The following is a 25,399-nucleotide window of genomic DNA, read 5'->3' as shown; positions in this document are numbered from 1 at the left end:
ATTTAGAATTTAATCCGGACAATAAACTGCGGGTTGATTGACCGGGAGATGGGAGAGATTTTATGAAGAAAAGGGCTATGATTGTACGGGGCGGATGGGATGGACATCAGCCTGTGGAAGTATCTCTGATGTTTGAAAAACTGTTGAAGGGTGAGGGCTTTGAAGTTGATATCTTTGAAGAACTGAGTGTTTTTGAAAGCCTGGACACAATAATGGGATACTCTTTGATTATACCTGTATATACAATGAGCGAAATCAAGGAGGAATATGTCGGAAACGTCTGCAAGGCTGTAGAGAGCGGTATCGGATTGGCAGGCTGCCATGGCGGGATGTGTGACTCCTTCCGCAACAGCACCAGATGGCAATTCTTGACTGGTTCCCAATGGGTGGAACACCCGGGAAATGACGGTATCGAGTATGAGGTCAATATCGTCGGAGCAAGTTCCAGCCCTATAGTTGAAGGGCTTAAAGATTTTAAAGTGAAAACGGAACACTATTACCTGCACATTGATCCGGTTGTAAATGTTCTGGCAACCACGAGTTTTCCGCTTGTCCCGGGACCTCACAGCACCAACGGCCCCGTACTTATGCCAGTTGCCTATACAAAAAAATGGGGTGAGGGCAGAATATTTTATACTTCTCTGGGACATCACGCCGATGTATTTGATGCACCTGAAGCCGCTGAGCTGATGAAACGGGGATTTTTGTGGGCCAACAGGCTTATATGAAAGTATAAATCATTAAAAAAGCAAGTATAAAAAAATAAATGAGCATTGGCCCGGTAGGGTTTAGCCAATGCGAACGGAGGCCGGTATGGAGAAAGTTAAAATTGGAATAATCGGATGCGGGAATATCAGCGACATTTACCTGCAGAACCTGACTTCAGCTTTTGTCAACACCCAGGTATGGGCGGTCTGTGACCTGGTGGAAGAGAGAGCTGCGGCAGCTCGGGAAAAATATAAAATCAACAGGATATGTACCCTTGAGGAAATGCTTAACAGCGATGAAATTCAAATAATTATAAATCTCTCAACTCCAAAGGATCACTTTGAAATATGCAGGCGTTCCCTGGAGGCGGGCAAGCACACTTATGTTGAAAAGCCTTTGTCGCTCAAAGTTGAGCAGGGACTGGAGCTTGTGAAAATCGCAAAGGAAAAAAACCTGCTGCTGGGCTGTGCGCCTGACACCTTTCTTGGTGCAGGCCTTCAAACCTGCCGCAAGGCAATAGATGACGGCCTGATCGGGGATGTCACAGGCGCTACGGCTTTTATGGTCTGCCACGGGCATGAGAGCTGGCATCCCGACCCTGAATTTTATTATGATTTCGGCGGCGGTCCCATGCTGGATATGGGCCCGTACTATCTGACAGCTCTCGTTTCTCTCATTGGTCCGGCCAAAACGGTAGCCGGAATGAACTCAATAACCTTCAAGCAGAGAACCATCACAAGTGAGAAGAAATTCGGAAAGGTTATTGATGTGAAGGTTCCCACCCATGTGGCCGGAACGGTGGAATTTAAAAATGGGGCAATTGCCACGGTCATAACCAGCTTTGATGTATGGGGAAGCACACTTCCCAGAATAGAGATATACGGTTCAAGAGGCACGCTACTCGTTCCCGACCCCAATACTTTTGGAGGGGATGTAAAAATTCAGACCTATTTCCAGGACGGATTCAGGGAGCTTCCTCTGACACATATATATTCCGAGAACAGCAGAGGTCTGGGTGTGGCAGATATGGCCGACGCTATCTGCAGCGGCAGAAAAAATATAGCAAGCGGTGAACTGGCAGCCCATGTCCTCGAGATAATGCAGGCATTTCAGGAGAGTTCTGAAAAAAGAAGTTTCATTGACCTAAAAACGGAATGCTCCAGGCCAGAAGCATTAAAAATCGGGCTTGTCAAAGGGTTTGTCAGGTAATCAAAACAGTAAAAGTGAATAATGAACATAATAAAAAGCCTGCCTGTAAATAAGACTAAAAAAGTTGGACAGTTTATTTACAGGTATGGCTTTTTTATTATTTCACAAAAAAAGAAGTGGAGTTTTTTACGCGGCGGTTTTGTTACCTGGGTAATAGTTATAAGTCAAAGTTTAACCTGGACAAAGATAACGTAAGATAACACGAGATAATGAGTGAGAATTGAAGATATATAATAAAATTGATAAAATTTTAAATAAATTCTTGAAATTCTGCACAAAATCGTGTTAAAATGGGTTTGAGATACTTCTGAAATTATATAATTTCTAAAATTTTATCTTTTAAAAAAATTAAAATCTATTTAAATCAAAATTATTAAATAGTGTCCACACACGTACAGAAAAGACATTCAATGCCATATCTGGAAGGGGGTGAACATATGTTTGTCAGAATGCTAAGGCAGCATAAAATAAAAACTGAATAAAAAAGCGGTCAGAAGTGAAGTCTATTTTTTAGCACTTGTTTTTTGATCGCTGGTATACTTCAATGTTAATACACAAAATGGAGGTACTTAGTCATGACCATTAGAGAATCTGATTTGCCGAATATCGGAAAAAAATTCGAAGTAGAGGTTCAGGAAGGAAATAAGCTGGTTATTGTGGTACATGATGACGGACGACGGGAGCTGTATCATTTCTATCACAATGATTATGAGAACTGTGCTTCAATGGTAACCCTCGATGACAATGAGGCACGGAATGTTGCTGCAATAATAGGAGGACTGGCATACAAGCCAAAGGCCCTTGAAACGGTTGACGTGTCTTTGGGAGACCTGATAGTTGAGTGGTACAAAATTCAAGACGGTTCAAAATGCATCGGTAAATCCATTGGTGAGATGCAGGTAAGGAAGACGACGGGAGCGTCAATTATTGCCGTTATGGAGAAGGGGCAGAAAAAACACATAAATCCTGGTGTTGACTACGTATTTTCAGCTGAGTCCACCATAGTTGTAGTCGGGGAAAGAAAGCACTTAAAAGTGCTTAAAAATTATTTATTCGGAGGAGAAATATGAAAGTATAAACATCATAGGGAGGTAGAATGGATACATTAGTTTTTGAAATTGGTGTGGCAATAACACTGATAGCCATAGTGGGGTTTTTATCAAATAAACTTAACTTTTCGGTAATCCCATTTTATATATTGATAGGTATGGCTATGGGGCCTCATGCCCCGAGCTTTGGTATTATTGATTTAAGGTTTATTGAAAGTTCTTCATTTATAAATTTTATGGGCCGGTTGGGCGTGTTGTTCCTATTGTTTTATCTGGGTCTGGAGTTTTCGGTAACACGTCTCATCAAGTCGGGCAAGTCTATTTTTATTGGCGGTACGGTTTACGTCCTGTTAAACTTTTCTTCCGGGCTGCTGCTTGGCTGGATTATGGGCCTCCCCATCAAGGAAACCATGGTAGTATGCGGCATCATGACCAGTTCCTCCACCGCAATAGTAGCAAAAGTTCTCATTGACCTGAAGCGTACCGCAAATCCTGAAACAGAAATTATCATGGGAATGATAATGTTTGACGATCTGTTCATAGCTATTCACATATCCATATTATCCGGGCTGCTTCTCAGCGGATCAAATTCGGTCTGGGGAGTACTGTCTACATCACTTGTGGCGCTTATCTTCATACTGGCCATACTTATAGGCGGCAAAAGGGTGATGAAGTACATTGACAAATTGCTTAACATACAGTCGGCCGAGCTTTTCCTGCTGGTGGTTATAGGTGTATTGTTTCTGGTCGCCGGATTTTCCGAAACACTGCATGTAGCCGAAGCAATAGGTGCCTTGCTTGTTGGGCTTATTATGGCCGAATCGGTGCATGCCAAGAGGATCGAACACAATATACTGCCTTTCAGAGACTTCTTCGGCGCAATATTCTTTTTTAACTTCGGACTTTCAATAGACCCGCTGTCACTGGGCGGCGGTGCGATTATGGCGGTTGTAGCCGCTATTCTCACCATTCTGGGAAATATAATTGCCGGAATATTCTCGGGACGTCTGTCGAAAATATCCAATCCGGCTTCGGCCAATATTGGTTTTACACTTTCGGCCAGAGGTGAATTTTCAATAATTATGGCTAATATGGGTAAGGCAGGCGGGTTGCTGCCGGTACTCCAGTCCTTTGTTGTAATATATGTACTGATTCTGGCTATTGTTGCTCCGTTACTTACAAAAGAATCAAAGAAGATATATAATCTCTGCAGTTTTATTTATCAAAAGATATCCGGCAGACAAAAAAATATTCCTTCTTAAAAGAACAATGGTTTCAAAACTGAATTTATGGAGGTTGATATATGAATGTAAAACGCATGCTTCCAATAATTGTTATGAAATACATTTTTATTCTTGTGGGTTCAATAATGACTGCCCTGGGTCTCGAGGTCTTTTTCAAAACCCATAATCTTATCGGAGGCGGAATTATAGGAATTTCAGTGGTATTGAGCTATCTTATTGAAATACCTTTGGGAGTGATAATTTTTATTTTAAATTTCCCCTTTATTCTTATTGAATATATACAACGGGGAAAGCAAAAGCTGGTTACAATATTATTTGCATTGCTGTCCCTTATTTACTGGATATCCGCAATAAATACCGATAACTGGGAAACTTACGATATTCTGAATTCTACCATATTAGGCGGGATTTGTCTTGGTATAGGTTCGGGATTGATTCTAAAATACGGAGGGTTTTTAGACGGGATTGAGCATAGAAGAATATTATTTAAGATTAATAACAATTATTCACCAAATATGTTATTTATATTAATTAATCTTCTTATAGTAATTGCGGCCGGATTTATATTTGGGTGGGAAAATACAATATATTCGCTTATAGCGTATATTATTGTATTTAAAGTAATTGATTTTACACTGGATATATTGCATCCGCTGGACCGCATATACAAAAAGGGACAAAAATAAGAAAATAGCCTTCAAATAACAAATTTATAGGATATAATATTATTAAAATTTATTTTTTGAAGGAGAAGTAATGACTAAAAACAATACACTGGACGTTATTAAAAAGCATAACCTGAGGTTGACCAAGTCCCTCGGACAGAACTTTCTGAATGATGATAACGTCGTAAGGAAAATAGTTGATGCCGCTGATCTTGATAAGGATACGCTGGTTCTGGAGATCGGGCCGGGAATCGGCAGCATGACAAGGGAACTTGCCGGGAGGGCGGCCGGAGTTGTGGCCATAGAAATTGATAAACATCTGATACCTGCTCTCAATGACAACTTAAGTGAGTTTTCAAATATAGACATAATTAACAATGATGTTATGAAGGCAAATATCGATGACATAATATCGGAATACAAGAATAAATATAATTCAAAGTCGGTAAGGGTAGTTGCCAATCTTCCGTATTATATTACCACTCCCATAATCATGAGATTTCTGGAAGAGGTCAAAGGAATAGACGGAATGGTGTTTATGGTGCAAAAGGAAGTTGCGCAAAGAATGGTTTCCGGGCCGGGTACAAAGGATTACGGGGCACTGTCGGTTGCAGTGCAGTTTTACTGCAAGCCTGCAATAATATTTGATGTACCGCCCCATTGTTTTATTCCGCAGCCCGAGGTACATTCTACAATTATCAGGCTGGATATATTGAAAGAGCCTTCAGTCAGGGTTGACGATAAAGATCTGTATTTCAAACTGGTCAGGGCCTCCTTCGGGCAGAGAAGAAAGACTCTTGTAAACGGACTTGCCAATGCAGGCTTCCTTAGAAAGGATAAGGAGCAATTAAGGCAAATAATCGAGAGTATGGGCTTAAAGGACAATATAAGGGGCGAAGTGCTCTCGGTACAGCAGTTCGGAGAGCTGTCAAACCTGTTGGGACGTTAAGCGGCTATAAACTAAATAAAAGACAAATATAAAATGCCAATTATGCTTAAAAAAATCATAATTGGCATTAATTCTATATCATAGAAAATATTAACGTAACAATTTTATTATTATGTTACATTCGACCTTATTTGTCATTATACACTATAATATTTCCAATTTCTACATTAATTTTAAATTTAAATCTGACCGAACTTCAGAACTGCACCAATGAATAAAGCTCATCTTTCTGATCCTGATTGATCCCGATATAACGCAAGGTAATGCTCTGGGAACTATGGTTGAAAGTATCCATTATTAAACCGACATTATATTTTGACATGTTATATGTCCAGTACCCCCAGGTTTTTCTCAAGCTGTGAGTGCCGAAATTTTCAACATTGCAGAACATGGCCGCTTCCTTTAAAACCCTGTAAGCCTGAATCCGCCCGATATATCCGCCTTTTTGGCTTGAAAACAAATAGGAATCATACTTTATGCTGGAATTTTTAAGATACGAATTAATATTTTTACGCAAGGCATCATTTAACTTTATCTTCTTTTCCTTTCCCGTTTTCATTTCTTTTAATATCAGGTAGTCTCTGTATTCACCTTTTTCATTCAGTATATCCTTTACTTTTACCGCTAGAATATCACTGATCCTTAGTCCGGTATTCAATCCAAACTTAAATAAAAGGCCATATTTGGGGTCCTTTCCATTTAAAAAATAATAAATTTGCTTAATTTTTGCTTTATCCCGTATGGGTTCTACTGTCATGGTGATTTCCTCCGAGGTCAGATTCGTTTGGCAGACAAATGTCGTGAAATGTAGATTTGTGTCAATAAATAATGTAATTATTATAGCATATTATGCATAAATTGATACATTTATTTTTTGCAGGTTTAATATATTTTATAGCTGGGCGTCAGTGTAATTACAGTAATAGTATGCCTTATATACTTTAAAAAAATGTAACATAATAATAATATTGTTACATGGTTGATGAAGATATTATGTCAATAAATTTACAAAAGATTTTATATATTATTTATATTTACAAACAAGGATGTGATTGGATGCTAAAAGTGTTGGTAGTTGATGATGCGGTCTTTATGAGACAGGCTTTAAAGCTGATACTTGAAAGAAATGGTTTTACGGTAGTCGGTGAGGCTGAAAATGGCAGGATAGCAGTTCAGAAATACAAGGAATTGTCACCGGACCTTGTAACAATGGATATAACAATGCCTGAAATGGACGGGATTGAAGCCGTTAAAGCAATAAAAGCAATCAGTCCGGGCAGCAAAATAGTCATGATATCGGCACTGGGACAGGAAAGTCACATCAAGGAAGCTGTTATGGTAGGGGCTACCGGCTTTATTGTAAAACCTTTCAAAGAGGAAAGCATAATAAAAGCTCTCAGTAAATTTCACAGCAGCACATGAAAATAATCCGGTAATCATTATTCGATACAAAATTTATATTACGGGGTGGCTATTTTGTCGGACTATATAAATACTGAGCCAATGCAGGAAATATTTGTATTTGAAACTTCCCAGCTTATTGAACAACTTGAACAGATAATTCTTTACAGTGAAAAGAAAAACGGACTTGAAAGCCAGATAAATGAAATATTCCGGATTATGCACACTATCAAGGGCTCTTCTGCAATGATGTGTTTTAATAATATTTCCCTGCTGGCACATTCTGTTGAAGATGTATTTTTTCATTTGAGAGAGAACAAACCTCCGCAGGTTGATTACATGTACCTCACCGACATCATGCTGAAGGTCATCGATTTTATTGGGAGCGAGGTAGTAAAAATCAAAAATAAGGAAGAGTCCTATAAAGATCCATCAAATATAATCCACCTGCTTACCAATTTCCTATCTGATTTAAAAACTTCCCGGACGGGAGAAGAAATAAACCGTTCTGCACATGAAGCCGGTGAGCCTGACAACAACCCCGGCATACACAATTATGCCTATAAAGCTGTCATAACCTTTGAGGAAGACTGCGAAATGGAGAGTATGAGAGCATTTGCAGTTATTCATACACTTCAGCAGGTGGCTTATGGGATCAGCCACTTGCCGGAGGAGATTTTGGATAAGGACAGCTGCAATAAAGAAATCCGTGCTAAAGGACTTACAGTGCGGTTCTGCTGCCGGCTGCCCGAAAGTGAGGTAAGGCAGTTTCTGGAAGAAACCATGTTCCTGAGGGAGCTCACTATTGAATGTGAACCTGTACACGCAGATCGTGAGAGCTCAGAGGAAACTGAAATTTGCCTGCCAGGCATGGAGGAGGACAGTACCGGGAAGAATTCCGGGGAGCCTGCCGAGGCAGATAAGCTGGTAAATCTGTCAAAACAAAATTTCATAAGTGTTAATATTCAAAAAATGAATAAATTAATGGATGTGGTAGGAGAGTTGGTCATATCCGAATCCATGGTTACCCAGAACCCGGAGCTGAAGGGGCTTGAACTGGAAGGCTTCAAAAAAGCTGCCAGACATCTGAAAAAGATAACCGGAGAGCTGCAGGATATAGTCATGTCTATGAGGATGGTTCCCCTTTCCACTACATTTCAGAAAATGAACAGGATAGTCAGGGATATGAGCAAAAAGCTGGAAAAGGATATTGTTTTCGAAATAACCGGAGAAGAGACAGAGGTTGATAAAAACATTATCGAACATATATCAGATCCATTGATTCACCTTATCCGCAATGCGATTGATCACGGAATTGAAACCAGGGAGGAAAGAATATTGGCCGGAAAGGGTGAAATAGGAAAAATCACTCTTGAAGCAAAGAACTCCGGCGGGGATGTTTGGATAATCCTGAAGGACGACGGAAGGGGGCTGGACAAGGAGGGAATTATCCGGAAAGCCATTGAAAATAATATCCTTCAAAGGCCTGCAAGTGATATGACCGATAAGGAGATCTATTCAATCATACTGCTGCCGGGATTTTCGACAAAAGAGGAGGTAACTGAGTTCTCAGGCCGTGGAGTTGGAATGGATGTTGTCCAAAAAAACATCGATAAAGTCGGAGGAACAGTCCAGATCGACAGTAATCCCGGCACAGGCACCACATTCTCCATAAAAATTCCGCTGACTCTGGCCATTATGGACGGAATGACGGTAAGAGTCGGACCGGCTACCTATACCATCCCTACCGTTTCCATACGTGAATCGCTTAAAATCCGCCAGAACGATGTGATATGTGATCCTGACAAAAATGAAATGATTATGATCCGGGGTCAATGCTATCCAATATTAAGGTTACATAGGATTTTTAATGTGAAAGCCGGTACCGGTAAACTTGAAGAGGGCATCTTGATATTGGTGGAAAGCGAAAATGAAAGTGTATGTGTCTTCGTTGATAGTCTTATAGGCGAACAGCAGGTGGTGGTAAAAGCGTTGCCGCAATATATCAAACAGGTTCAGGGAATTTCAGGATGTACATTATTGGGTGACGGAAGCATCAGCCTGATAATTGATATAGCAAGTCTGATCAACAGTAAACGATGAAAGGAGACCAACATGGCTTCGATATTGGAAGATAATTTGCAAATTGAAAATGAAGACACTCAAAAAGGAAGGTTTCTGACATTTACATTGGGAAAGGAGGATTACGGGATAGAAATAAAATATGTAACCGAGATAATCGGAATACAGCCCATAACACAGGTGCCGGAGCTGCCGGATTATTTGAAGGGCATTATTAATCTCAGAGGCAAAATAATTCCGGTAATGGATGTAAGACTCAGGTTTAAAAAAGAACCTCTGGATTACACCGACAGAACCTGCATAATAGTGATCGATATAAATGAAACTTCCATAGGGCTCATCGTCGACACGGTATCCGAGGTAGCTTCCATTGATGATGAGGATATTATGCCGCCTCCCAATTCCAAAACCGGCTTTAATAACAAATATGTCAAGGGGATAGGAAAACTCGGGAATGAAGTAAAACTGCTCCTGGACTGCGGAAAGATACTGAGTGAGGATGAGACTGAATTGCTGGGAAGTATGGTGCAGGTGTAGTTATTGTTTTGCCGGTGGAATTATTGACAGCAATCTATCCGGTTATTTAAATTGGTTTATTTAAATTAAAATACATATCTCAAGGGAGGCTTTATATGAATTGGTTCAAAAATATGAAAATAGCGGCAAAGCTTATTACAGGCTTTGTTATTGTGGCATTGATAGCAGGCATCGTAGGCGTTGTGGGTGTCATTAACATTGTTCAGATAAATAATGCAGATACCGAGCTGTATGAAGTAAATACGGTACCCATAACAGAACTGGCCACCGCAAATGAAAAATACCAGAGAATCAGACTCAATATGCTCAATGTCATAATAAATAAAGATGCTCAATCAATGAATGAGAATATGACCAAAATCAGTCAGTTTCAGGATGAAATGCAGACTGCGCTGGACAGTTTCGGGAAAACCATTGTGGACAGTCAGGTGAGAACCGAATATGACTCGCTTGTAAAAACTATAGATGAAGAATTCCTTCCGTACAGCAAGCAGGTTACCGATCTGGCCCTGGCAGGTAAAAATGATGAAGCTCATGAGCTCACCAAAACAAAGGGAGACAGCTTGAATAAGGCTATTCAGGCCAACTATGACAACCTGTTCAATCTAAAGGTAGACGGTGCCAGCAAAAAATCCCAAAGCAACGATGGTGCAGCACAAACAGCTATTGTGATGATGATAATATTTATCGCTGTCGGAATGTTTTTAGCCATAGGCCTGGGAATGATCATATCAAGGCTCATCAGCAATCCTATAAAAAATATGGTTGTTGCGGCTGACAGGCTATCTCTGGGAGATGTTGAAGTAAGCGTACAGGCCGATACAAAGGATGAAATAGGAACTCTTATGCTGTCCTTCTCCAAAATGGTGGAAAACATACGGAGCCAGGCCCTGATTGTAGAGCGGATGGCAGCAGGTGATCTGACCATCGATGTAAAAGTGAGATCGGATAAGGATCTGCTCGGCAGGAAGCTGAGTGAGATGATCGAAACGAATAATGAGGTGCTGAGCAATATTAATTTTGCTTCGGAGCAGGTGGCATTGGGGGCCAGACAGGTGTCCTCATCAAGCCAGATGCTGTCACAGGGCTCTACTGAACAGGCAAGCTCGGTGGAAGAGATTACTTCCTCAATAACCCAGGTGGCTGCCCAGACAAGACAAAATGCCCAGAATGCCGGACTTGCAAATGAACTTGCCGTATCGGCCAAGGATAATGCGGCCAGGGGCAACTCCCAGATGCAGGAGATGGTAAAGGCAATGGCCGAAATCAATGAGTCTTCTGCAAATATATCAAAGATAATAAAGGTAATTGACGAAATAGCTTTCCAGACAAATATACTTGCGCTGAATGCAGCAGTGGAAGCCGCAAGGGCCGGGCAGCACGGAAAGGGTTTTGCAGTGGTTGCCGAAGAGGTAAGAAATCTTGCCGCAAGAAGTGCCAATGCAGCAAAAGAAACCACCGAAATGATAGAGGGCTCTATTAAGAAGGTTGAAATAGGTACAAAGATCGCCAATGAGACGGCAGCGGCATTGGACGAAATTGTCGGAGGTGTGGCAAAAGCAGCAGCGCTTGTGGGAGATATCGCAGTGGCATCAAATGAACAGGCCACAGGTATATCCCAGATCAATTCGGCTATCGAGCAGGTCGCTCAGGTTGTCCAGACAAATTCGGCTACCGCCGAAGAGTGTGCGGCTGCCAGTGAAGAGCTTTCCGGTCAGGCCGACATGCTTAAGGAGTCGGTATCACGATTCAAACTGAAAAAAGCTAAAGCCGCATTAACCGCCAACGATGTGCTTACACCGGATATGCTCCGCACAATAGAGGGTATGCTTGAACGGAAAAAGAGCAAGGAAACTCCGTATACACCAGAGGAGGAAGCCGCCGCCGCAAAACCCAAAATATCCCTTGACGACAATGACTATGGTAAGTATTAGGCAAATGACAGAAGAAGAATTCATCGATTTGGTTGATTATGTAAGGCAAAACTATGGGGTAAATCTTATACATAAAAAATCACTGGTTTCGGGAAGGTTAATAAATTATCTTGCAGAAAATAACTTTTCCAGTTTTACCGATTACATGAATCACATAAGAGCCGATAAAACCGGCAGGTCTGCTGCTGCAATGATTGACAGGCTCACAACAAATCATACGTATTTCATGCGTGAAAATCAGCATTTTGATTTCTTCAGAGATCATGTATTGCCTCAGCTTGAAAGGGTCTGTGACAAAAAGAAGGATATGGGTATCTGGAGTGCAGGCTGTTCTACGGGAGAGGAACCCTATACTCTGGCCATGATAATCGGTGATTACTTCGGGGCTTTAAAAAGTAATTGGGATACCAGTATCCTTGCCACCGACATATCCACAAAAGTTCTGGACAGAGCTGCTGCCGGTATTTATGGCAGAGAGACCGTAAACAGTCTGCCGGAAGCCTGGAGAAAAAAATATTTTACTGTTCAAAGCGGGGAGTCTTTTAAAGTTTGTGACAAAATAAGAAAGGAAGTCATTTTCAGAAGATTTAACTTAATGACCAGCTATTTTCCCTTTAAGAGAAAGTTTCATGTTATATTCTGCAGGAATGTGATGATATATTTTGATAATGAGACGAAGCGCGAACTGGTGAATAAGTTTTATGAGAGTACCGAGGAAGGCGGTTACCTTTTTATAGGTCACTCCGAATCCCTGAACAGAGAGGATTCAAAGTACAGGTGTGTCATGCCGGCAGTGTACAGAAAATAATATCCTGGAAAAATATACTTCTTCAAAAATTTTTATAAAAACAGAGCAAGGCAACCCAAAGAGTTAACGGGTTGCCTTTTAATTTGATATTAAAAGTTTTCAATGGAATATACGAGTGACTCCCTAAATTACCCATGTAAAATTTAAATGGGATTAATAACCAAAGGAATTAAATTAATATTGTAGAATAGGTATACCATAATATTTGCTATAATGATTCGGCAGTAAAATGTCACAGAATTATATCTCAAAGTTTTATCCAGGGTGTAGCCGGAGGGAATATCAGATGTTCAATATTTTAATTGTAGACGATGATCAAATAGATATAGAAGGTTTAAGCCGGTTTGTAAACTGGAAGGAACTTGGATATAATGTCATAGGTTCGGCCCACTCTGCAGCCGAAGCTGTTGGAATCATAGAAACGGAGTACGTGGATGTGGTGCTTACCGATATAGTTATGCCCGGCAAAAATGGGCTTGAACTCATAAAAGATGCCCTGGAAATCAATCCGAACATAAAAACCGTCATTTTAAGCGGTCACAGCGAATTCCAATATGCAAAGGAAGCACTGCGGCTGGGAGCTTTTGATTATCTGATGAAGCCTGTGGATTTTAATGAACTCAAGAGTATATTTGAAAAGCTGAAAGTGAGCCTTCATGAGGACATCCTGGCCAAGCAAAAGCAGGTTGAATTTATGAAGATACTGAGGATGCAGTTTCTGAATAATATTGCAGGAGGAGTCATACAAAATCCGGAATACATTCATAAAAAAGCCTATGAAATAGATATTGATCTCACGGATGAAAGTTTTTGCATAATCAGATTTTTAGTTCTGAATGAAAAAAGCCATAAGAACCTGGAGCATGGTGATTATGACAGTTTTAAGTCTGCATTGACCGGTGAGATAGCGAATTATTTTGAGAGCTACGGAAAAGCCTATGCCTTTGAAAACAATATAAGCGAAATATCGGTTATTTTTTATCCAAAGGATTTGACCAAATTGGAAAGCATACTTAAAAAGTTAATACTGACTATAGATATAGTTAAATCAATAAACCTGTACCTTGGTGTGGGAGGCATCTACAATACTGTGGGAATGCTCTCTCATTCGTACAGGGAAGCCGGAAAGGCTCTGGATTACAGGTATATAAACAAAAGCAGCCTGCTTTTTTATAAAAGCATATCAAGGTTCATTACCGGAAAGCCGGTTGTGCCGGCAAATCTTGAAGAAAGCATACAGGAACACCTCCTGCATGATAACGAGGAAGCCTTCGAGGAACATATTCTTAACATAATATCGGAACTGTATACCGAAAACATGTATGACAGAGGAGTCCTTCTTGAGGCGTGCATTGAAATTTTATTGAGCATAAACAGATTTTTAGGAAAATACGACAGCCGGGAGGTTCAAACCGCCCAATCCGATCACAATGTAATTGGAACACTTTTAAAAATAGACAATTACGAGGAAATTAAAAAGTTCATCTCCTCATATTTAAGAAAAACCATATCAGGTTTGCATACAGTCAGGGAAAAGCCCCTTGGGCTGGCTATCGAAAGCGTGCTCAGGTATATCAATGAACACTACAATGAAAATCTATCCCTGCAGAAGCTCTCCGATGTGGTATATATGCACCCTACCTATCTCAGCAAGCTCTTTAAGGAAAAAACGGGTGAGAATTTTTCCGAATATATTATGAAAGTGCGGATAGAACAGTCAAAAAAGCTGCTTCAGGATTTATCGCTCCGAATGTACGATGTTTGTGAAATGGTGGGCTATGACAGTCCCAAGCATTTTGGCAGGGTGTTTAAAGAAATAACGGGAATCACGCCAAAGGATTTCAGGAAGCAAAGCAAGGGGTTGAAACAATAATTTCTCATAAGGGGAAGTCCGATGAAAAGAAAAGGGATGAACCAGAAATTAAAGAAGATATATGCAGGAATTTTAAATATATTGAGGAAATTCAGCATATACAAGAGGCTGATATTAGCTTTTCTCATTATCATCATAATACCCAATATGGTAATTGGCTATTATTCCTTCAACATAAGCACCCGTGAGATGGATAAGAATATTTCAAGCAGTACCAGACTGATATTGAGCAATATCGAGAAAACTGCCGATGAAAAGCTGAAGCCTTATGAGAAACTTGCCCTCAGTGTCTTTTCAAATACACAGCTCAGAAATTTATTAACAGAATGCAAATCTCTCAAAGATAATAAAGCTTCTGACCCCGAGGCTATGAAAAAATACCAGGATTGTAAAATTAAAATAGGAAATATCCTTTTTGAGTCCTCTTTGCAGCAGGATATAAATAATCTGCAGATTGCCAGCGATTATGACCAGTTTGTCCAAATTGATTACAAAGGCACAAAAAGAGGTGCATCCATTGAAAAGATTGAGGAATATGTAAAAAGACAGGATTATCTCAATGCGGTAAATTCAGACGGCTCTCTGGTCTGGAGCAACAGTTCGAAGGAAAAGGACATATACCTCGTAGAGCCTTTCAGAAAATCATATTTGGGCGGATATATCACGCTTTTCCAGTCAATTCCCGACCCTCAGCTGAATCAGAGCGGACAATTGGGAGTAATTATTATTAATGTTCCCGTTAAAATATTCAAGGACATGATCGACCTGGAGAACATGTATGATGAAAATGAAATAGTATTCATGTCCGGAAAAGGCGGAACGGTGAGTGTTTTAAACGGCGTGTATGCAGTGAATAAAATGCCCGGAGCAGATATAATGAATGAAATAGCTGCTATTAAAGAAGGCAGCCTGGTGAGGAAAATCCAGAACAAGGATTATATACTGGTTTTCCGGACATCTGAAAAGACAGACATGACCATTGTATATATGGCCGAAAGGAAAAAAATACTCAGCGGTGTTTACAATGTCAGAAGCCTTATTATAGAGGTAACAATAATATGCATATTTTGTGCGCTTGTAATATCTTATGTCGTCACGTCAAGTATTTCCATTCCGCTCAGGCGTCTTAAGAAAACAATGGAGAGGGTCGGTGAAAATAATCTTGAGCTTGTCTATCATGACGAACAGAGAGATGAAATCGGGGTTCTCGGAGACAGATTCAATGCCATGATTGTACGTATAAAAAACCTGCTGGGAAATCTCATTGATTCCGAGGTGTCGAGAAAGAATGAAGAGATCAGACGCAAGGAAGCTGAATTGGATGCACTGCAGATGCAGATCAAACCTCATTTTATGTACAATACTTTAAATATTATCAGGTGGAACGCAATGTTTGCCGAAGATGGGGAAGGCCCTATCAGCAGTATGATTGCGTCATTTTCCAAATTTTTAAGATTTAATACCATAAATACCAACAGGCTGGTGGAGATACGGGAGGAAATAGAGCATCTGTATGCCTATGAAAAGGTGCTCAAGCTCAAGAAAGAGCTGGAATTTGCCATTATACTGGACCTGTCTGATGAGGAGCTTTTGAACAGCAGGATAACAAAACTCACTTTTCAGCCCATTGTTGAAAATGCGGTAAAATATGGACTCAGAAGTAATGGCCGGCCAGGTGAAATCAACATAAAAATCAGTGCTTCAGATGCGGATATATTGATAGAAATTACCGATAACGGAGTGGGCATGCCGCAGGAACAGGTGGATCTGATCAACGGCAGGCTCATTTCCAGCAGCAGTACTTCCGAGGGCGGAATCGGACTCAAGAATGTCAATGAGAGAATCAGACTTTCTTTTGGACAGGAATACGGACTAAAAGTCGTTAGTGAGGAAGGAAGATATACTTCTGTCATTATTCATATCCCATATATTAAAGGTTGATTATAAAATTGGTTTACATAATAATATTTTTAAAAAAGAGATTGAATTCACGCACCTTTTACAAATATACGGCCTTTTGAGCACGTTGGGTTTCTTCATATAATTGATCTGGAAAGTAGTTAAAAATAAAGGGGGAAATCATTAAATGTGTAAAAGATTTTTAAGTATTATCTTATCGGCAGCGCTTTGTACGGGATTGCTTTCAGGATGCGGCGGAAGCGGTACTGCTGAAAGTGCCGGTTCCACAGCTGCAGCACAGACTTCGGCAGCTTCTGCTTCGGCTCCTGCAGCTGAACCTGAAAAGGATATAACCATAACCTTATGGCAGCAGGCTGCAAATACAGCAGAAGCAACACTTGCCATGCAGCAGAGTTTCCAGAAGGATAATCCGCATATTAAACTGAACATAGTTGAAACACCGGATAACGGCACTGATGCCATAATAGCAGCCATTGCAGCGGGAAATGCTCCTGCGGCCATACAAATGGGCTATCCTACCGTAATGTCCTACATATATAGGAATGCATGTCTGCCTATTGATGATTTTATAGCTAAAACTCCGGATTTTTCAAACTTCGAAAAGACACAGGTGGAATCTTTTGCGGTAAACGGCAAGCACTATGCGGTACCCTACGATAAATATGTCATGGGTTTCTACTACAACAAAAGATTGTTTGAAGAAGCAGGAGTAACTTCAACTCCTGCAACCTGGGATGAATTCCTTGAAACTGCCAAAAAACTCACAAATCCTGCAAAACAACAGTACGGCTTTGGCCTTGATGCAATACAATGGGGCTGCTGGCATTTTGAAACCTGGGTATGGGGAGCAGGCGGAGATTTGACCAAACAGAATTCAGACGGAACGCTCACTTTGACATTTACAGATCCGGCAGCAATAAAGGCGGCCGAATTCTACAGAACTCTCAAAAAAGAAAAAGTAATACAATCTGACGGAACAAAAAATCTTGAAGCTTTGACAAAGGATTTTGCAATGGGAAAATCAGCAATCATTTATGACAGCATAAATGCAGGTACTCTTGCAAAATTTGTAGATGCCGGTGCAAAGGCTGAGGAAATAGGATATTTCGCATTTCCGAAAGGCCCAAGCGGAAATGCCTATACACAGGCCGGTGCCAATGCCTGGGTGCTGCCTGCCACCAGTGATATGGATATTGCAAATGCAGGCTGGACCTATATAATGTATGCAAATTCAAAAAATGAATTAATAAATACACTTAAGGAACAGGCCGCAAAAGGTCCTTTAGGAGCAGCAATTCTGGCCAGAACCGATGTGAAGGTTTCTGATATCGGTGAAATTGATGCTGAAATGCAGGCAGTAATGGATGCATCAAATCTCATAAGCAAGCCTGAATTCTATGGAAAAGGCGCAGTTGGTTCTTTCGCAGACGATATGGTTGCAAAAATCTTTGGTGATACAAATTCAGACATAACTAAAGTATTCCAGGAATATCAGGATAAAGCCGCTAAAGCTGTAGAAGAATTCAATAAATCCGTCAAGGAATCTAAAAATTAATCCCTCTTGTAATTAATATTGCAAACATACAAAAGAGGCACTTAACAGGTGCCTCTTTAAAAATAGCGAGGTTTAGTTTGAAAGAAACTGAAAAAGTTTCTGGAAAACTAATGCACAAGTGCCTATTTTTTAGGCACTAAAAAATAAATGGCACGTGCGATAAATTGAATTTAAGCCCATAAAAAATTTCATTGAAATTTTTGTGTCTGTTTTGGGCAAATTCATTTTGCACAAAGCAGAAATGGAGCTTAAAATGAAAACATCAAGTTCTGTTATTACTACCCACAGGCATCTGCATATTTACCGGGTAAAAAAGGCGGTAATACCGTGGCTGTTCCTGCTGCCGGGATTGTTATCCACCTTTGTGCTGAGATATTACACAATATTTCAGGGGCTTAAATTGTCCTTTTATCAGTATGACGTTGCAAACCCTCCGGGTAAGTTCGTGGGTTTTGAAAAATTCGGAGAGCTGTTCAGGAATACAGATTATTGGCAAGCCTGGAGGAATACCTTTGTATATCTGGTTCTGATCGTGGCATTGAATTTTTTCATACCCATAATTCAGGCACTGTTTTTAGGAGAAATAATCAAGCTAAGAGGCTTCTTTTCAACTTTTTATATTCTTCCGGCAGTTATTCCGCTGACAATAAATATAACCCTGTGGAAGTGGATATGGGAACCTGAATTCGGAGTGGCAAACTACCTGGTAAAGTTTTTTGGAGCCGATCCCATACCATGGCTGTCAGATGCACGGTGGGTCAAGTTCTGCATTATTTTCCCCGGAATTATAGGCGGCGGGTTTTCGGTATTATTATATCTGGCGGCAATCCTCGGCATATCGGAGGATGTCAAGGAAGCCTCAATGCTGGACGGCTGTACCGGCTTTAGAAGAATGTTCTACATTATTCTGCCCAACATCAAGTTTCTTATATTGATTCAATTTGTTTTAACTACCATGACGGCTCTGCAGCTGCTGGACCTTCCTTTCCAGTTCACAGACGGAGCACCGGCCGGGGCGTCAACATCACTTCCGCTGTTTATTTACCACTACTACACAAGGAATTACGATTATGGCCTGGGCAGTGCCGCAGCCATGACACTGATGATGATTATAGCGGTAATAACATTTATACAGTTGAAGCTGAATAACCAGGAATCGGAATAAAGGGAGGCAGATGAAATGGCTAAAAACATTTCCGAAAAAAGACTTAAAATCATAGCATATTTTTTAAGCACTATATTTTTATTAATTATTATATTCCCGTTGTTTTATATCGTGAGTTTATCTCTGCAGGACGACAGCGAAATATATTCCTACCCTCCAAGGCTGATTCCCAGAGAAGGAACAAGCATATCCATAGTTATGGATTATTCAAAACTGGAAAATCAATCTGAGGATGAGTTAAAGGATACTCTGCTGAAGGATTCGACCCTTGCAATGTATTCCACCATATATGAATTGAACAGGGAGACTATAAGTGAAGTCAAATTTTACGGCACCATGGACGGCAAAACAGTATTTTATTCAAGGGCTCACGGTTTAATGCTCAGGCTCCAGCTGCAGTTCGGAACATATACCAAGGCAAGGGTTTCCTCAAAAGTCCTGCTTGCAAACGGCAAATATTTGGAATCAGCGGAGGCATTGGGCTATAGCTTTGATATTAATGGTCTGGACAGGGTTTATGATACTATGGAGCTGGGAAAAAACAGTTACTCCGGCCAAATGGGGGAATATCTCAAGACCACATATAATACCGAAGGTGATTTCAAGGGCACCATAGCGGCTTACAACAGTATTCTCCTGCTGGAAAACTACAAGTACTATTATCTTACACCGGTGTATATGTATAAAAATATTCCAAGCATCCAGAAATACAGTTTTTTTGCATTTATGTTCAATACTGTGATCACACTGGTATTTGCCATAGTTTGCGAAGTGGTCATATGCTCCATTACTGCATATCCTTTGTCTAAATTATTGAGTAAAAAAACCTCCGACAAGGTACTTCTATATTTTCTTGTTACTTTGATGATACCTTTTGTATGTATTATGATACCGCAGCTCATACTGGTCAAAAGCTGGGGAATGTATAATAACTACGGCGGAATGCTGATTACCTGGCTTTATCCCTATCCATTCTATATTTATCTTTTTAAAGGCTTTTTTGACAGGATTCCCAATGCATATTTCGATGCTGCAAGAATGGACGGTTCGGGAGAACTCAATACTTTTCTGAAAATATGTATTCCCATGTCCAAGCCTATTATAACTTTGATTGCCCTTCAAACCTTCGTAGGAGCCTGGGGCGATTTCTTCTGGTACTTCCTGGTGGCAAACAAGCCCGAACTTTGGACACTTAACGTGGCCATATATACGATTTCCAAGACATCCCAGGTACGGCAGAATATGATGATGGGACTTTCTGTAGTGACAATCCTGCCTGTTCTGATAATCACAGCTGTTTTCTCAAAGCAGATCAAAACAAGTATCATGTCCTCTGGCATAAAAGGTTAAAATAAAGAATTTTGTAGTATGGAGGTATATATGAAAAAAGTAAGCATCGCATTGATAGGAGCCGGGCAGAGAGGCAGTATATATGCCGCTTATGCGCTTTCTCATCCTGAGGAGCTCAGAGTTGCTGCTGTTGCAGAGCCTGATAAAAATAAAAGGGAAGCTTTCGCAAGGCTTCATGGAATCCCGGAAAACATGTGTTATCCCACCTGGGAGGAATTGCTGTCGTCTCCGAAGGCAGCAGATGCCGTTTTGGTCTGTACCCAGGATAATATGCATACAGGGCCGGCAATAAGGGCATTGGAGGCGGGATACCATGTTTTGCTGGAGAAGCCCATGTCAAATAATGCATTGGAATGTTTGGCGATAGATGAGCATTCACAGAAGTATGGCCGGATGGTTTCGGTATGCCATGTTCTGAGGTTTACTCCTTTTTTTTCAACATTAAAAAAGATATTGGACGAAGGTCAAATAGGCAGGCTCATATCAATACAACACAATGAAAATGTGGGATACTGGCATCAGGCACACAGCTATGTGCGGGGCAGCTGGAGGAATTCCAGGGAGTCAAGTCCAATGATTCTTGCAAAATCCTGCCACGACCTGGATATACTTTTATGGCTGGCAGATTCGGAATGCAGTAGTGTGGCATCTTTCGGAGAATTGACCCATTTCAGGGAGGAAAATGCCCCTGGTGATGCTCCCGCCCGCTGTCTTGACGGATGTCCTCAGCGTGAGGAGTGCCCGTTTTATGCACCCAGGATATATATAAACGGAAATACAGGGTTTCCCGCATCGGTAATCAGCAGTGATACCAGTGCGGAAGCACTCACTGCTGCTCTTAGGGACGGTCCTTACGGAAGGTGCGTGTACCGCTGCGATAATGATGTGGTTGACCATCAGATAGTAGCAATGGAATTCAAAAATAGCGTTACAGTATCGTTTACAATGTGTGCCTTTACAAATGAAGTAAGCAGAACAATTAAAATTATGGGTACCAGAGGTGAAATAAGGGGTGCCATGGAAAAAAATGAAATTGAGATCACCAGGTTTGCCGATGGTGCAAAAACTAAAATCTGTCTTAACCCTGGTGCTTCAGGGCATGGGGGAGGAGACGAGGGGATTATGAGTAATTTCGTAAAACTCATGCAGACAGGAGAGGAAGACCGGCTCACATCCTCCGGAATTTCAGTCCAAAGCCACCTCCTGGCATTTGCAGCCGAGAAATCCAGAATTGAAAAACGGGTAATCCATATGGAGGAATACACCCGGGAACTCAGAAACGGAGGCCGCCATGAATAAGCCTGATGAAGCAGCAAAACCCACAAAGCAGCAAAGGAACTGGCAGGACCTGGAGCTGGGGCTTTTTTGTCACTTCGGAATAAATACCTTCAACGGCAAAGAGTGGGGGGACGGCACCGACGACCCGGATGCCTTCCATCCAACTTCCATGGATTGTTTGCAGTGGGCCCGGACTGCCAAAAAAGCAGGTTTCAAATATTTGATTTTAACTGCAAAGCATCATGACGGATTTTGCTTGTGGCCCACAAAAACAACTGATTATTCGGTAAAATCGGTTACATGGAGGAACGGGAAAGGGGATGTTGTGAGGGAGTGTGCAGAAGCCTGCCGTCAGGAGGGAATACATTTCGGCATTTACCTGTCACCCTGGGACAGGCATGAACCCTGTTATGAAAATAAGGCCGCTTATGACCAATTTTATCTGGAACAGCTTAAAGAGCTGTTAACAGGCTATGGCCCTCTGATAGAGCTCTGGTTTGACGGAGCGGGTTCCGAGGGGCGTCAGTATGACTGGAAGAAGATATGCGATACTGTGACTGAATATCAGCCCGATGCAATGATATTCAACATGGGACGCCCCACTATACGCTGGGTGGGAAACGAGGACGGCCTTGCACCCGAGACCTGCCGGAATACGGCAAGTGAAGCCAGAGCCAGTATGTTTACAGAGGATATGCTAACCTGGCTGCCTGATACACCGAAGTGGGTACCCGCTGAATGCGACGTTCCCATAAGAAAGAAGCACTGGTTCTGGCATCCGGATGATGAAGGAAGCCTTCTTTCACTTGAGGAACTTATGGATATATATTATAAATCTGTAGGAAGAGGTACCAATTTGCTGCTAAACGTATCTCCGGACAGAAACGGTTTATTCCCCGAAACAGATATTAAAAGGCTGCTGGAATTCGGTGATGAGATCAGAAAGCGTTTCTCAAAGCCTGTAAAAACCGTTGAAGGACCGGGAAAAAGTCTGGAATTGACGCTGGAGGAGCCAGCTTATATCGACCATGCGGTAATTATGGAAGAGATATCAGAGGGGGAACGTATAAAAGAATATAAATTGGAAGCCGAGCAAAGAGGAAAATGGATTGAGCTGGCAAGGGGTACTTCAGTAGGACATAGGAAGATAAATCATTTTAGCAGGATAATGACCTCAAGGGTCAGGCTTACTGTACTGAGCTGTGAAAACCAGCCTCTGATAAGGAGTTTTTCGGTTTACCATACCGAAGTTGATCTTTAACAATTTATAAAGGTGGGAGAGAGACTGTGCATTACGGATATTTTGATAACCAAAACAGAGAATATGTAATAACCAGACCGGATACTCCTACTCCCTGGATAAACTTCCTTGGAAACGGGGAGTACGGAGGTTTTATCTCCAACAGTGCCGGAGGAATGAGTTATTACAAGGATCCGAATTCAAAGAGGATAACAAGATACAAGTATAATAACCTGCCTGCAGACAGGCCCGGCAGATATATTTATCTTAAAGATATGAAAACGGGGGAATACTGGTCGCCTACCTGGCAGCCTGTAATGAAAACACCGGATTCCTATGAATGCCGCCACGGTCTGGGGTATACGGCCATAAGCAGTTCATACGGCGGAATTGAAACACAGATCACGTATTTTGTACCGGTTGGGAAAGACCATGAAGTCTGGAAAGTCCGAATAAAGAATAATTCCGGAAAGGAACTGAGCCTGAAAGCCTTTACTTATGTGGAATTCAGTTATCATACGGCTTCTCTGGATCTGATGTGTGATTGGCCCAGGATGCTGTTTAATGCTGATTTTAAGGATGGATTCATTGTATTTGAGTCCATGACGGCTGAAGCTTTTTATCCATACATAGGCACAAATGCCGGAGTTGAGGGCTATGACTGCAGTCTGGAAAAATTCATCGGGACATACCGTTCCGAGAGCAATCCTATTGCACTTGAAAACGGAAAGTGTTCAAATTCCCCGGTATCTTCCGATAACGCAGTTGGAGCTATGTGCTGTCCTGTAAATTTGGAGTCCGGGGAGGAAAAGACTTTCGTTGTGGTTCTGGGTTTTTCAGAAAATAAGGAAACTGCAGTGCAAAAAGGCAGGGAGAATCTTGATGAACAGCAAATCGAAAAGGACTTTGCCGATTTACGGGCATACTGGGATAACTTCTTATCCCATGCCAGCTTCAGTACTCCAGATGAGAATGTAAATATTATGCTGAACATCTGGAACCAGTATCAATGCAAAACTACCTTTGACTGGTCCAGATTTATTTCCCTGTATGAGCGCGGGATAGACAGGGGATTGGGATTCAGGGACAGTATGCAGGATATATTGGGAGTTGTGCATGCAATTCCTGATAAGGTTAAAGCCAGAATTAAAGATCTTCTGAGCATACAATTTAAAAAAGGAGATGCCATGTCGGTACTGTACCCCGCAGACAGGAAAGCCTGCGGAGGAGGACGTTCCGATGATCACCTGTGGTCTGTCTTTTCGGTCTGTACTTATATAAGGGAAACAGGGGACAGGGAATTTCTGAATGAAAGGGTACCCTATTATGACGGGGGAGATGGCACGGTTCTGGAGCATATGGAGAATGCTGTGAAATTCACCGTGGACAATTCTGGAGAACATGGCATACCGCTGCTGCTGCTCAGCGACTGGAATGATACGTTGGCTTCAATCAATAAAAAGGGCGGCTCGGAGAGCATATTCGTATTTTTCCAGCTGGCTCATGCAGTATATGAACTGCTGCTTTTATACAGGCAATACGGATATATTGAAAAGGAGAAATGGGCATCGGAAATATATGCTTACTGCGAATCAAAGCTTGATACCATCTGGGACGGCAAATGGTTCTTAAGAGCCTTTAACAGCTATGGTGAAAAGTACGGAACAGCTGATGACGAGTACAATAGAATTTTTCTGAATCCGCAAACCTGGGCCGTCATGAGCAGACTTCCAACCGAAGAACAGGCTCATTCGGCGCTGGATGCCGTCCATGAAAATTTAATGACAGAGTTTGGTTTGCTCATCCATTATCCTGCTGCTGATTTTTATGATGTTGAAAAAAAGGCCTATATGCCCTGTGCTGCGGGAACAAAGGAAAACGGCGGAATTTTCTATCATACAAATGCCTGGGCTGTTATTGCCGAAGTCTTGCTTGGAAGAAATGAGCACGCTTTTGAATATTATAGTGCTGCATTGCCCTGCAGAAGAAATGAGATTTCCGAGCTTTGCCGCATTGAACCTTACGTCTATGCATCGCATATATTCGGAAAACAGCACCCGGAGTTTGGGGCAGGCACAAATTCATGGCTTACAGGAACTGCGGCATGGATGTTTCTTGCGGCATCTCAATATATACTGGGAATACGCCCTGATTATGACGGCCTCGTTATTGATCCCTGCATACCTAAGGAGTGGGATGGGTTTAAGGCCGAAAGAATGTTCAGAAATGTAAAGGTTATCATTACGGTAAAGAATACCTGCGGCAGTGCTGGAAGAGTTAAAAATCTGACTGTTGACGGTAATGTGATGGAGGACAATACGATTCCGGCTGCTTATTTAAAGGGAAAAACTCTGGTACAGGTATATGCGGAGATATAAATATTACAATGCACTGGAAGGGAGGCTGCTCAATTAACGGGCAGCCTCCTGTCC

Annotated in this window: 20 protein-coding genes; 19 read left to right on the top strand and 1 reads right to left on the bottom strand. The window is 41.4% G+C overall.

Translation table 11 applies throughout. From position 1 onward, the window contains the following. Positions 1-62 precede the first annotated feature (62 nt). The 6 genes from CTER_RS21415 to rsmA all read left to right on the top strand — a co-directional run bounded on the left by CTER_RS21415 (position 63) and on the right by rsmA (position 5,824). Positions 63-728: a ThuA domain-containing protein gene (locus tag CTER_RS21415; RefSeq protein ID WP_004629227.1), complete on the top strand. Its 666-nt coding sequence runs from the start codon at positions 63-65 to the stop codon at positions 726-728. An 85-nt stretch (positions 729-813) separates the two neighbouring features. Further along, positions 814-1,917, top strand: coding sequence for a Gfo/Idh/MocA family protein (locus CTER_RS21410; protein ID WP_004629062.1), 1,104 nt, complete (start codon positions 814-816; stop codon positions 1,915-1,917). A gap of 575 nt (positions 1,918-2,492) precedes the next feature. Continuing rightward, on the top strand, positions 2,493-2,987 hold the full coding sequence (locus CTER_RS21405; RefSeq protein ID WP_004629223.1) for a cation:proton antiporter regulatory subunit: 495 nt from the start codon (positions 2,493-2,495) through the stop codon (positions 2,985-2,987). Positions 2,988-3,013: 26 nt separating this feature from the next. Further along, entirely contained in the window at positions 3,014-4,228 is a 1,215-nt protein-coding gene (locus tag CTER_RS21400) for a cation:proton antiporter (RefSeq protein ID WP_004629001.1), read from the top strand. A gap of 41 nt (positions 4,229-4,269) precedes the next feature. Next, positions 4,270-4,896 carry a YitT family protein gene (locus tag CTER_RS21395; RefSeq protein WP_004629182.1) on the top strand — a complete coding sequence of 209 codons (627 nt, stop codon included), beginning with the start codon at positions 4,270-4,272 and terminating at the stop codon, positions 4,894-4,896. Between the two features lie 70 nt (positions 4,897-4,966). Next, the gene (rsmA, locus tag CTER_RS21390) at positions 4,967-5,824 is read left to right on the top strand and encodes a 16S rRNA (adenine(1518)-N(6)/adenine(1519)-N(6))-dimethyltransferase RsmA (RefSeq protein ID WP_004629263.1); all 858 of its coding nucleotides are present in this window, start codon (positions 4,967-4,969) and stop codon (positions 5,822-5,824) included. Between the two features lie 196 nt (positions 5,825-6,020). Here rsmA and CTER_RS21385 read toward each other — a convergent pair whose 3' ends face one another. After that, positions 6,021-6,581: a tyrosine-type recombinase/integrase gene (locus CTER_RS21385; protein ID WP_004629112.1), complete on the bottom strand. Its 561-nt coding sequence runs from the start codon at positions 6,579-6,581 to the stop codon at positions 6,021-6,023. 299 nt (positions 6,582-6,880) lie between these two features. On the opposite strand from CTER_RS21385, the gene CTER_RS21380 reads away from it, so the two are divergent. The 13 genes from CTER_RS21380 to CTER_RS21320 all read left to right on the top strand — a co-directional run bounded on the left by CTER_RS21380 (position 6,881) and on the right by CTER_RS21320 (position 25,345). Then, on the top strand, positions 6,881-7,246 hold the full coding sequence (locus CTER_RS21380; protein ID WP_004629149.1) for a response regulator: 366 nt from the start codon (positions 6,881-6,883) through the stop codon (positions 7,244-7,246). Between the two features lie 54 nt (positions 7,247-7,300). Next, the gene (locus CTER_RS21375) at positions 7,301-9,328 is read left to right on the top strand and encodes a chemotaxis protein CheA (protein WP_004629015.1); all 2,028 of its coding nucleotides are present in this window, start codon (positions 7,301-7,303) and stop codon (positions 9,326-9,328) included. Between the two features lie 12 nt (positions 9,329-9,340). Continuing rightward, a complete protein-coding gene (locus tag CTER_RS21370) occupies positions 9,341-9,844 on the top strand; it encodes a chemotaxis protein CheW (protein ID WP_004629090.1) in 504 nt (167 codons plus the stop codon). Between the two features lie 95 nt (positions 9,845-9,939). Next, a complete protein-coding gene (locus CTER_RS21365) occupies positions 9,940-11,778 on the top strand; it encodes a methyl-accepting chemotaxis protein (RefSeq protein WP_004629232.1) in 1,839 nt (612 codons plus the stop codon). Next, the gene (locus tag CTER_RS21360; protein WP_040761811.1) at positions 11,765-12,586 is read left to right on the top strand and encodes a CheR family methyltransferase; all 822 of its coding nucleotides are present in this window, start codon (positions 11,765-11,767) and stop codon (positions 12,584-12,586) included. The genes CTER_RS21365 and CTER_RS21360 overlap by 14 nt, the downstream gene beginning before the upstream one ends. Before the next feature lie 286 nt (positions 12,587-12,872). After that, a complete protein-coding gene (locus tag CTER_RS21355) occupies positions 12,873-14,459 on the top strand; it encodes a response regulator (protein WP_004629198.1) in 1,587 nt (528 codons plus the stop codon). Between the two features lie 21 nt (positions 14,460-14,480). Further along, positions 14,481-16,400, top strand: coding sequence for a sensor histidine kinase (locus CTER_RS21350; RefSeq protein ID WP_004629181.1), 1,920 nt, complete (start codon positions 14,481-14,483; stop codon positions 16,398-16,400). A 145-nt stretch (positions 16,401-16,545) separates the two neighbouring features. Next, a complete protein-coding gene (locus tag CTER_RS21345) occupies positions 16,546-17,934 on the top strand; it encodes an extracellular solute-binding protein (RefSeq protein ID WP_004629009.1) in 1,389 nt (462 codons plus the stop codon). 253 nt (positions 17,935-18,187) lie between these two features. Then, positions 18,188-19,099, top strand: coding sequence for a carbohydrate ABC transporter permease (locus CTER_RS21340; protein ID WP_004629208.1), 912 nt, complete (start codon positions 18,188-18,190; stop codon positions 19,097-19,099). A gap of 15 nt (positions 19,100-19,114) precedes the next feature. After that, complete coding sequence (locus CTER_RS21335) at positions 19,115-20,449, top strand: carbohydrate ABC transporter permease (protein ID WP_004629046.1); 1,335 nt, start codon at positions 19,115-19,117, stop codon at positions 20,447-20,449. Between the two features lie 30 nt (positions 20,450-20,479). Further along, the gene (locus tag CTER_RS21330) at positions 20,480-21,748 is read left to right on the top strand and encodes a Gfo/Idh/MocA family protein (RefSeq protein ID WP_004629077.1); all 1,269 of its coding nucleotides are present in this window, start codon (positions 20,480-20,482) and stop codon (positions 21,746-21,748) included. Continuing rightward, positions 21,741-22,988: an alpha-L-fucosidase gene (locus tag CTER_RS21325; RefSeq protein ID WP_004629167.1), complete on the top strand. Its 1,248-nt coding sequence runs from the start codon at positions 21,741-21,743 to the stop codon at positions 22,986-22,988. Before CTER_RS21330 ends, CTER_RS21325 begins: the two co-directional genes overlap by 8 nt. Positions 22,989-23,014: 26 nt before the next feature. Next, positions 23,015-25,345: a GH36-type glycosyl hydrolase domain-containing protein gene (locus tag CTER_RS21320; protein WP_004629130.1), complete on the top strand. Its 2,331-nt coding sequence runs from the start codon at positions 23,015-23,017 to the stop codon at positions 25,343-25,345. The last annotated feature ends 54 nt before the right edge of the window (positions 25,346-25,399 follow it).

Origin of the sequence: Ruminiclostridium cellobioparum subsp. termitidis CT1112, assembly GCF_000350485.1 — a bacterium.
Classification (GTDB): Bacteria; Bacillota; Clostridia; order Acetivibrionales; family DSM-1351; genus Ruminiclostridium; species Ruminiclostridium termitidis.
The sequence above is the reverse complement of the archived record's forward strand: the minus strand, read 5'-3'. Positions and strand labels throughout refer to the sequence as shown.

What these genes read in the sequence shown, in the direction of transcription:
- CTER_RS21415 (WP_004629227.1), top strand. Translation starts at nt 63, where the DNA reads ATGAAGAAAAGGGCTATGATTGTACGGGGCGGATGGGATGGACATCAG.
- CTER_RS21410 (WP_004629062.1), top strand. Translation starts at nt 814, where the DNA reads ATGGAGAAAGTTAAAATTGGAATAATCGGATGCGGGAATATCAGCGAC.
- CTER_RS21405 (WP_004629223.1), top strand. Translation starts at nt 2,493, where the DNA reads ATGACCATTAGAGAATCTGATTTGCCGAATATCGGAAAAAAATTCGAA.
- CTER_RS21400 (WP_004629001.1), top strand. Translation starts at nt 3,014, where the DNA reads ATGGATACATTAGTTTTTGAAATTGGTGTGGCAATAACACTGATAGCC.
- CTER_RS21395 (WP_004629182.1), top strand. Translation starts at nt 4,270, where the DNA reads ATGAATGTAAAACGCATGCTTCCAATAATTGTTATGAAATACATTTTT.
- rsmA (WP_004629263.1), top strand. Translation starts at nt 4,967, where the DNA reads ATGACTAAAAACAATACACTGGACGTTATTAAAAAGCATAACCTGAGG.
- CTER_RS21385 (WP_004629112.1), bottom strand. Translation starts at nt 6,581, where the DNA reads ATGACAGTAGAACCCATACGGGATAAAGCAAAAATTAAGCAAATTTAT.
- CTER_RS21380 (WP_004629149.1), top strand. Translation starts at nt 6,881, where the DNA reads ATGCTAAAAGTGTTGGTAGTTGATGATGCGGTCTTTATGAGACAGGCT.
- CTER_RS21370 (WP_004629090.1), top strand. Translation starts at nt 9,341, where the DNA reads ATGGCTTCGATATTGGAAGATAATTTGCAAATTGAAAATGAAGACACT.
- CTER_RS21365 (WP_004629232.1), top strand. Translation starts at nt 9,940, where the DNA reads ATGAATTGGTTCAAAAATATGAAAATAGCGGCAAAGCTTATTACAGGC.
- CTER_RS21360 (WP_040761811.1), top strand. Translation starts at nt 11,765, where the DNA reads ATGGTAAGTATTAGGCAAATGACAGAAGAAGAATTCATCGATTTGGTT.
- CTER_RS21355 (WP_004629198.1), top strand. Translation starts at nt 12,873, where the DNA reads ATGTTCAATATTTTAATTGTAGACGATGATCAAATAGATATAGAAGGT.
- CTER_RS21350 (WP_004629181.1), top strand. Translation starts at nt 14,481, where the DNA reads ATGAAAAGAAAAGGGATGAACCAGAAATTAAAGAAGATATATGCAGGA.
- CTER_RS21345 (WP_004629009.1), top strand. Translation starts at nt 16,546, where the DNA reads ATGTGTAAAAGATTTTTAAGTATTATCTTATCGGCAGCGCTTTGTACG.
- CTER_RS21340 (WP_004629208.1), top strand. Translation starts at nt 18,188, where the DNA reads ATGAAAACATCAAGTTCTGTTATTACTACCCACAGGCATCTGCATATT.
- CTER_RS21335 (WP_004629046.1), top strand. Translation starts at nt 19,115, where the DNA reads ATGGCTAAAAACATTTCCGAAAAAAGACTTAAAATCATAGCATATTTT.
- CTER_RS21330 (WP_004629077.1), top strand. Translation starts at nt 20,480, where the DNA reads ATGAAAAAAGTAAGCATCGCATTGATAGGAGCCGGGCAGAGAGGCAGT.
- CTER_RS21325 (WP_004629167.1), top strand. Translation starts at nt 21,741, where the DNA reads ATGAATAAGCCTGATGAAGCAGCAAAACCCACAAAGCAGCAAAGGAAC.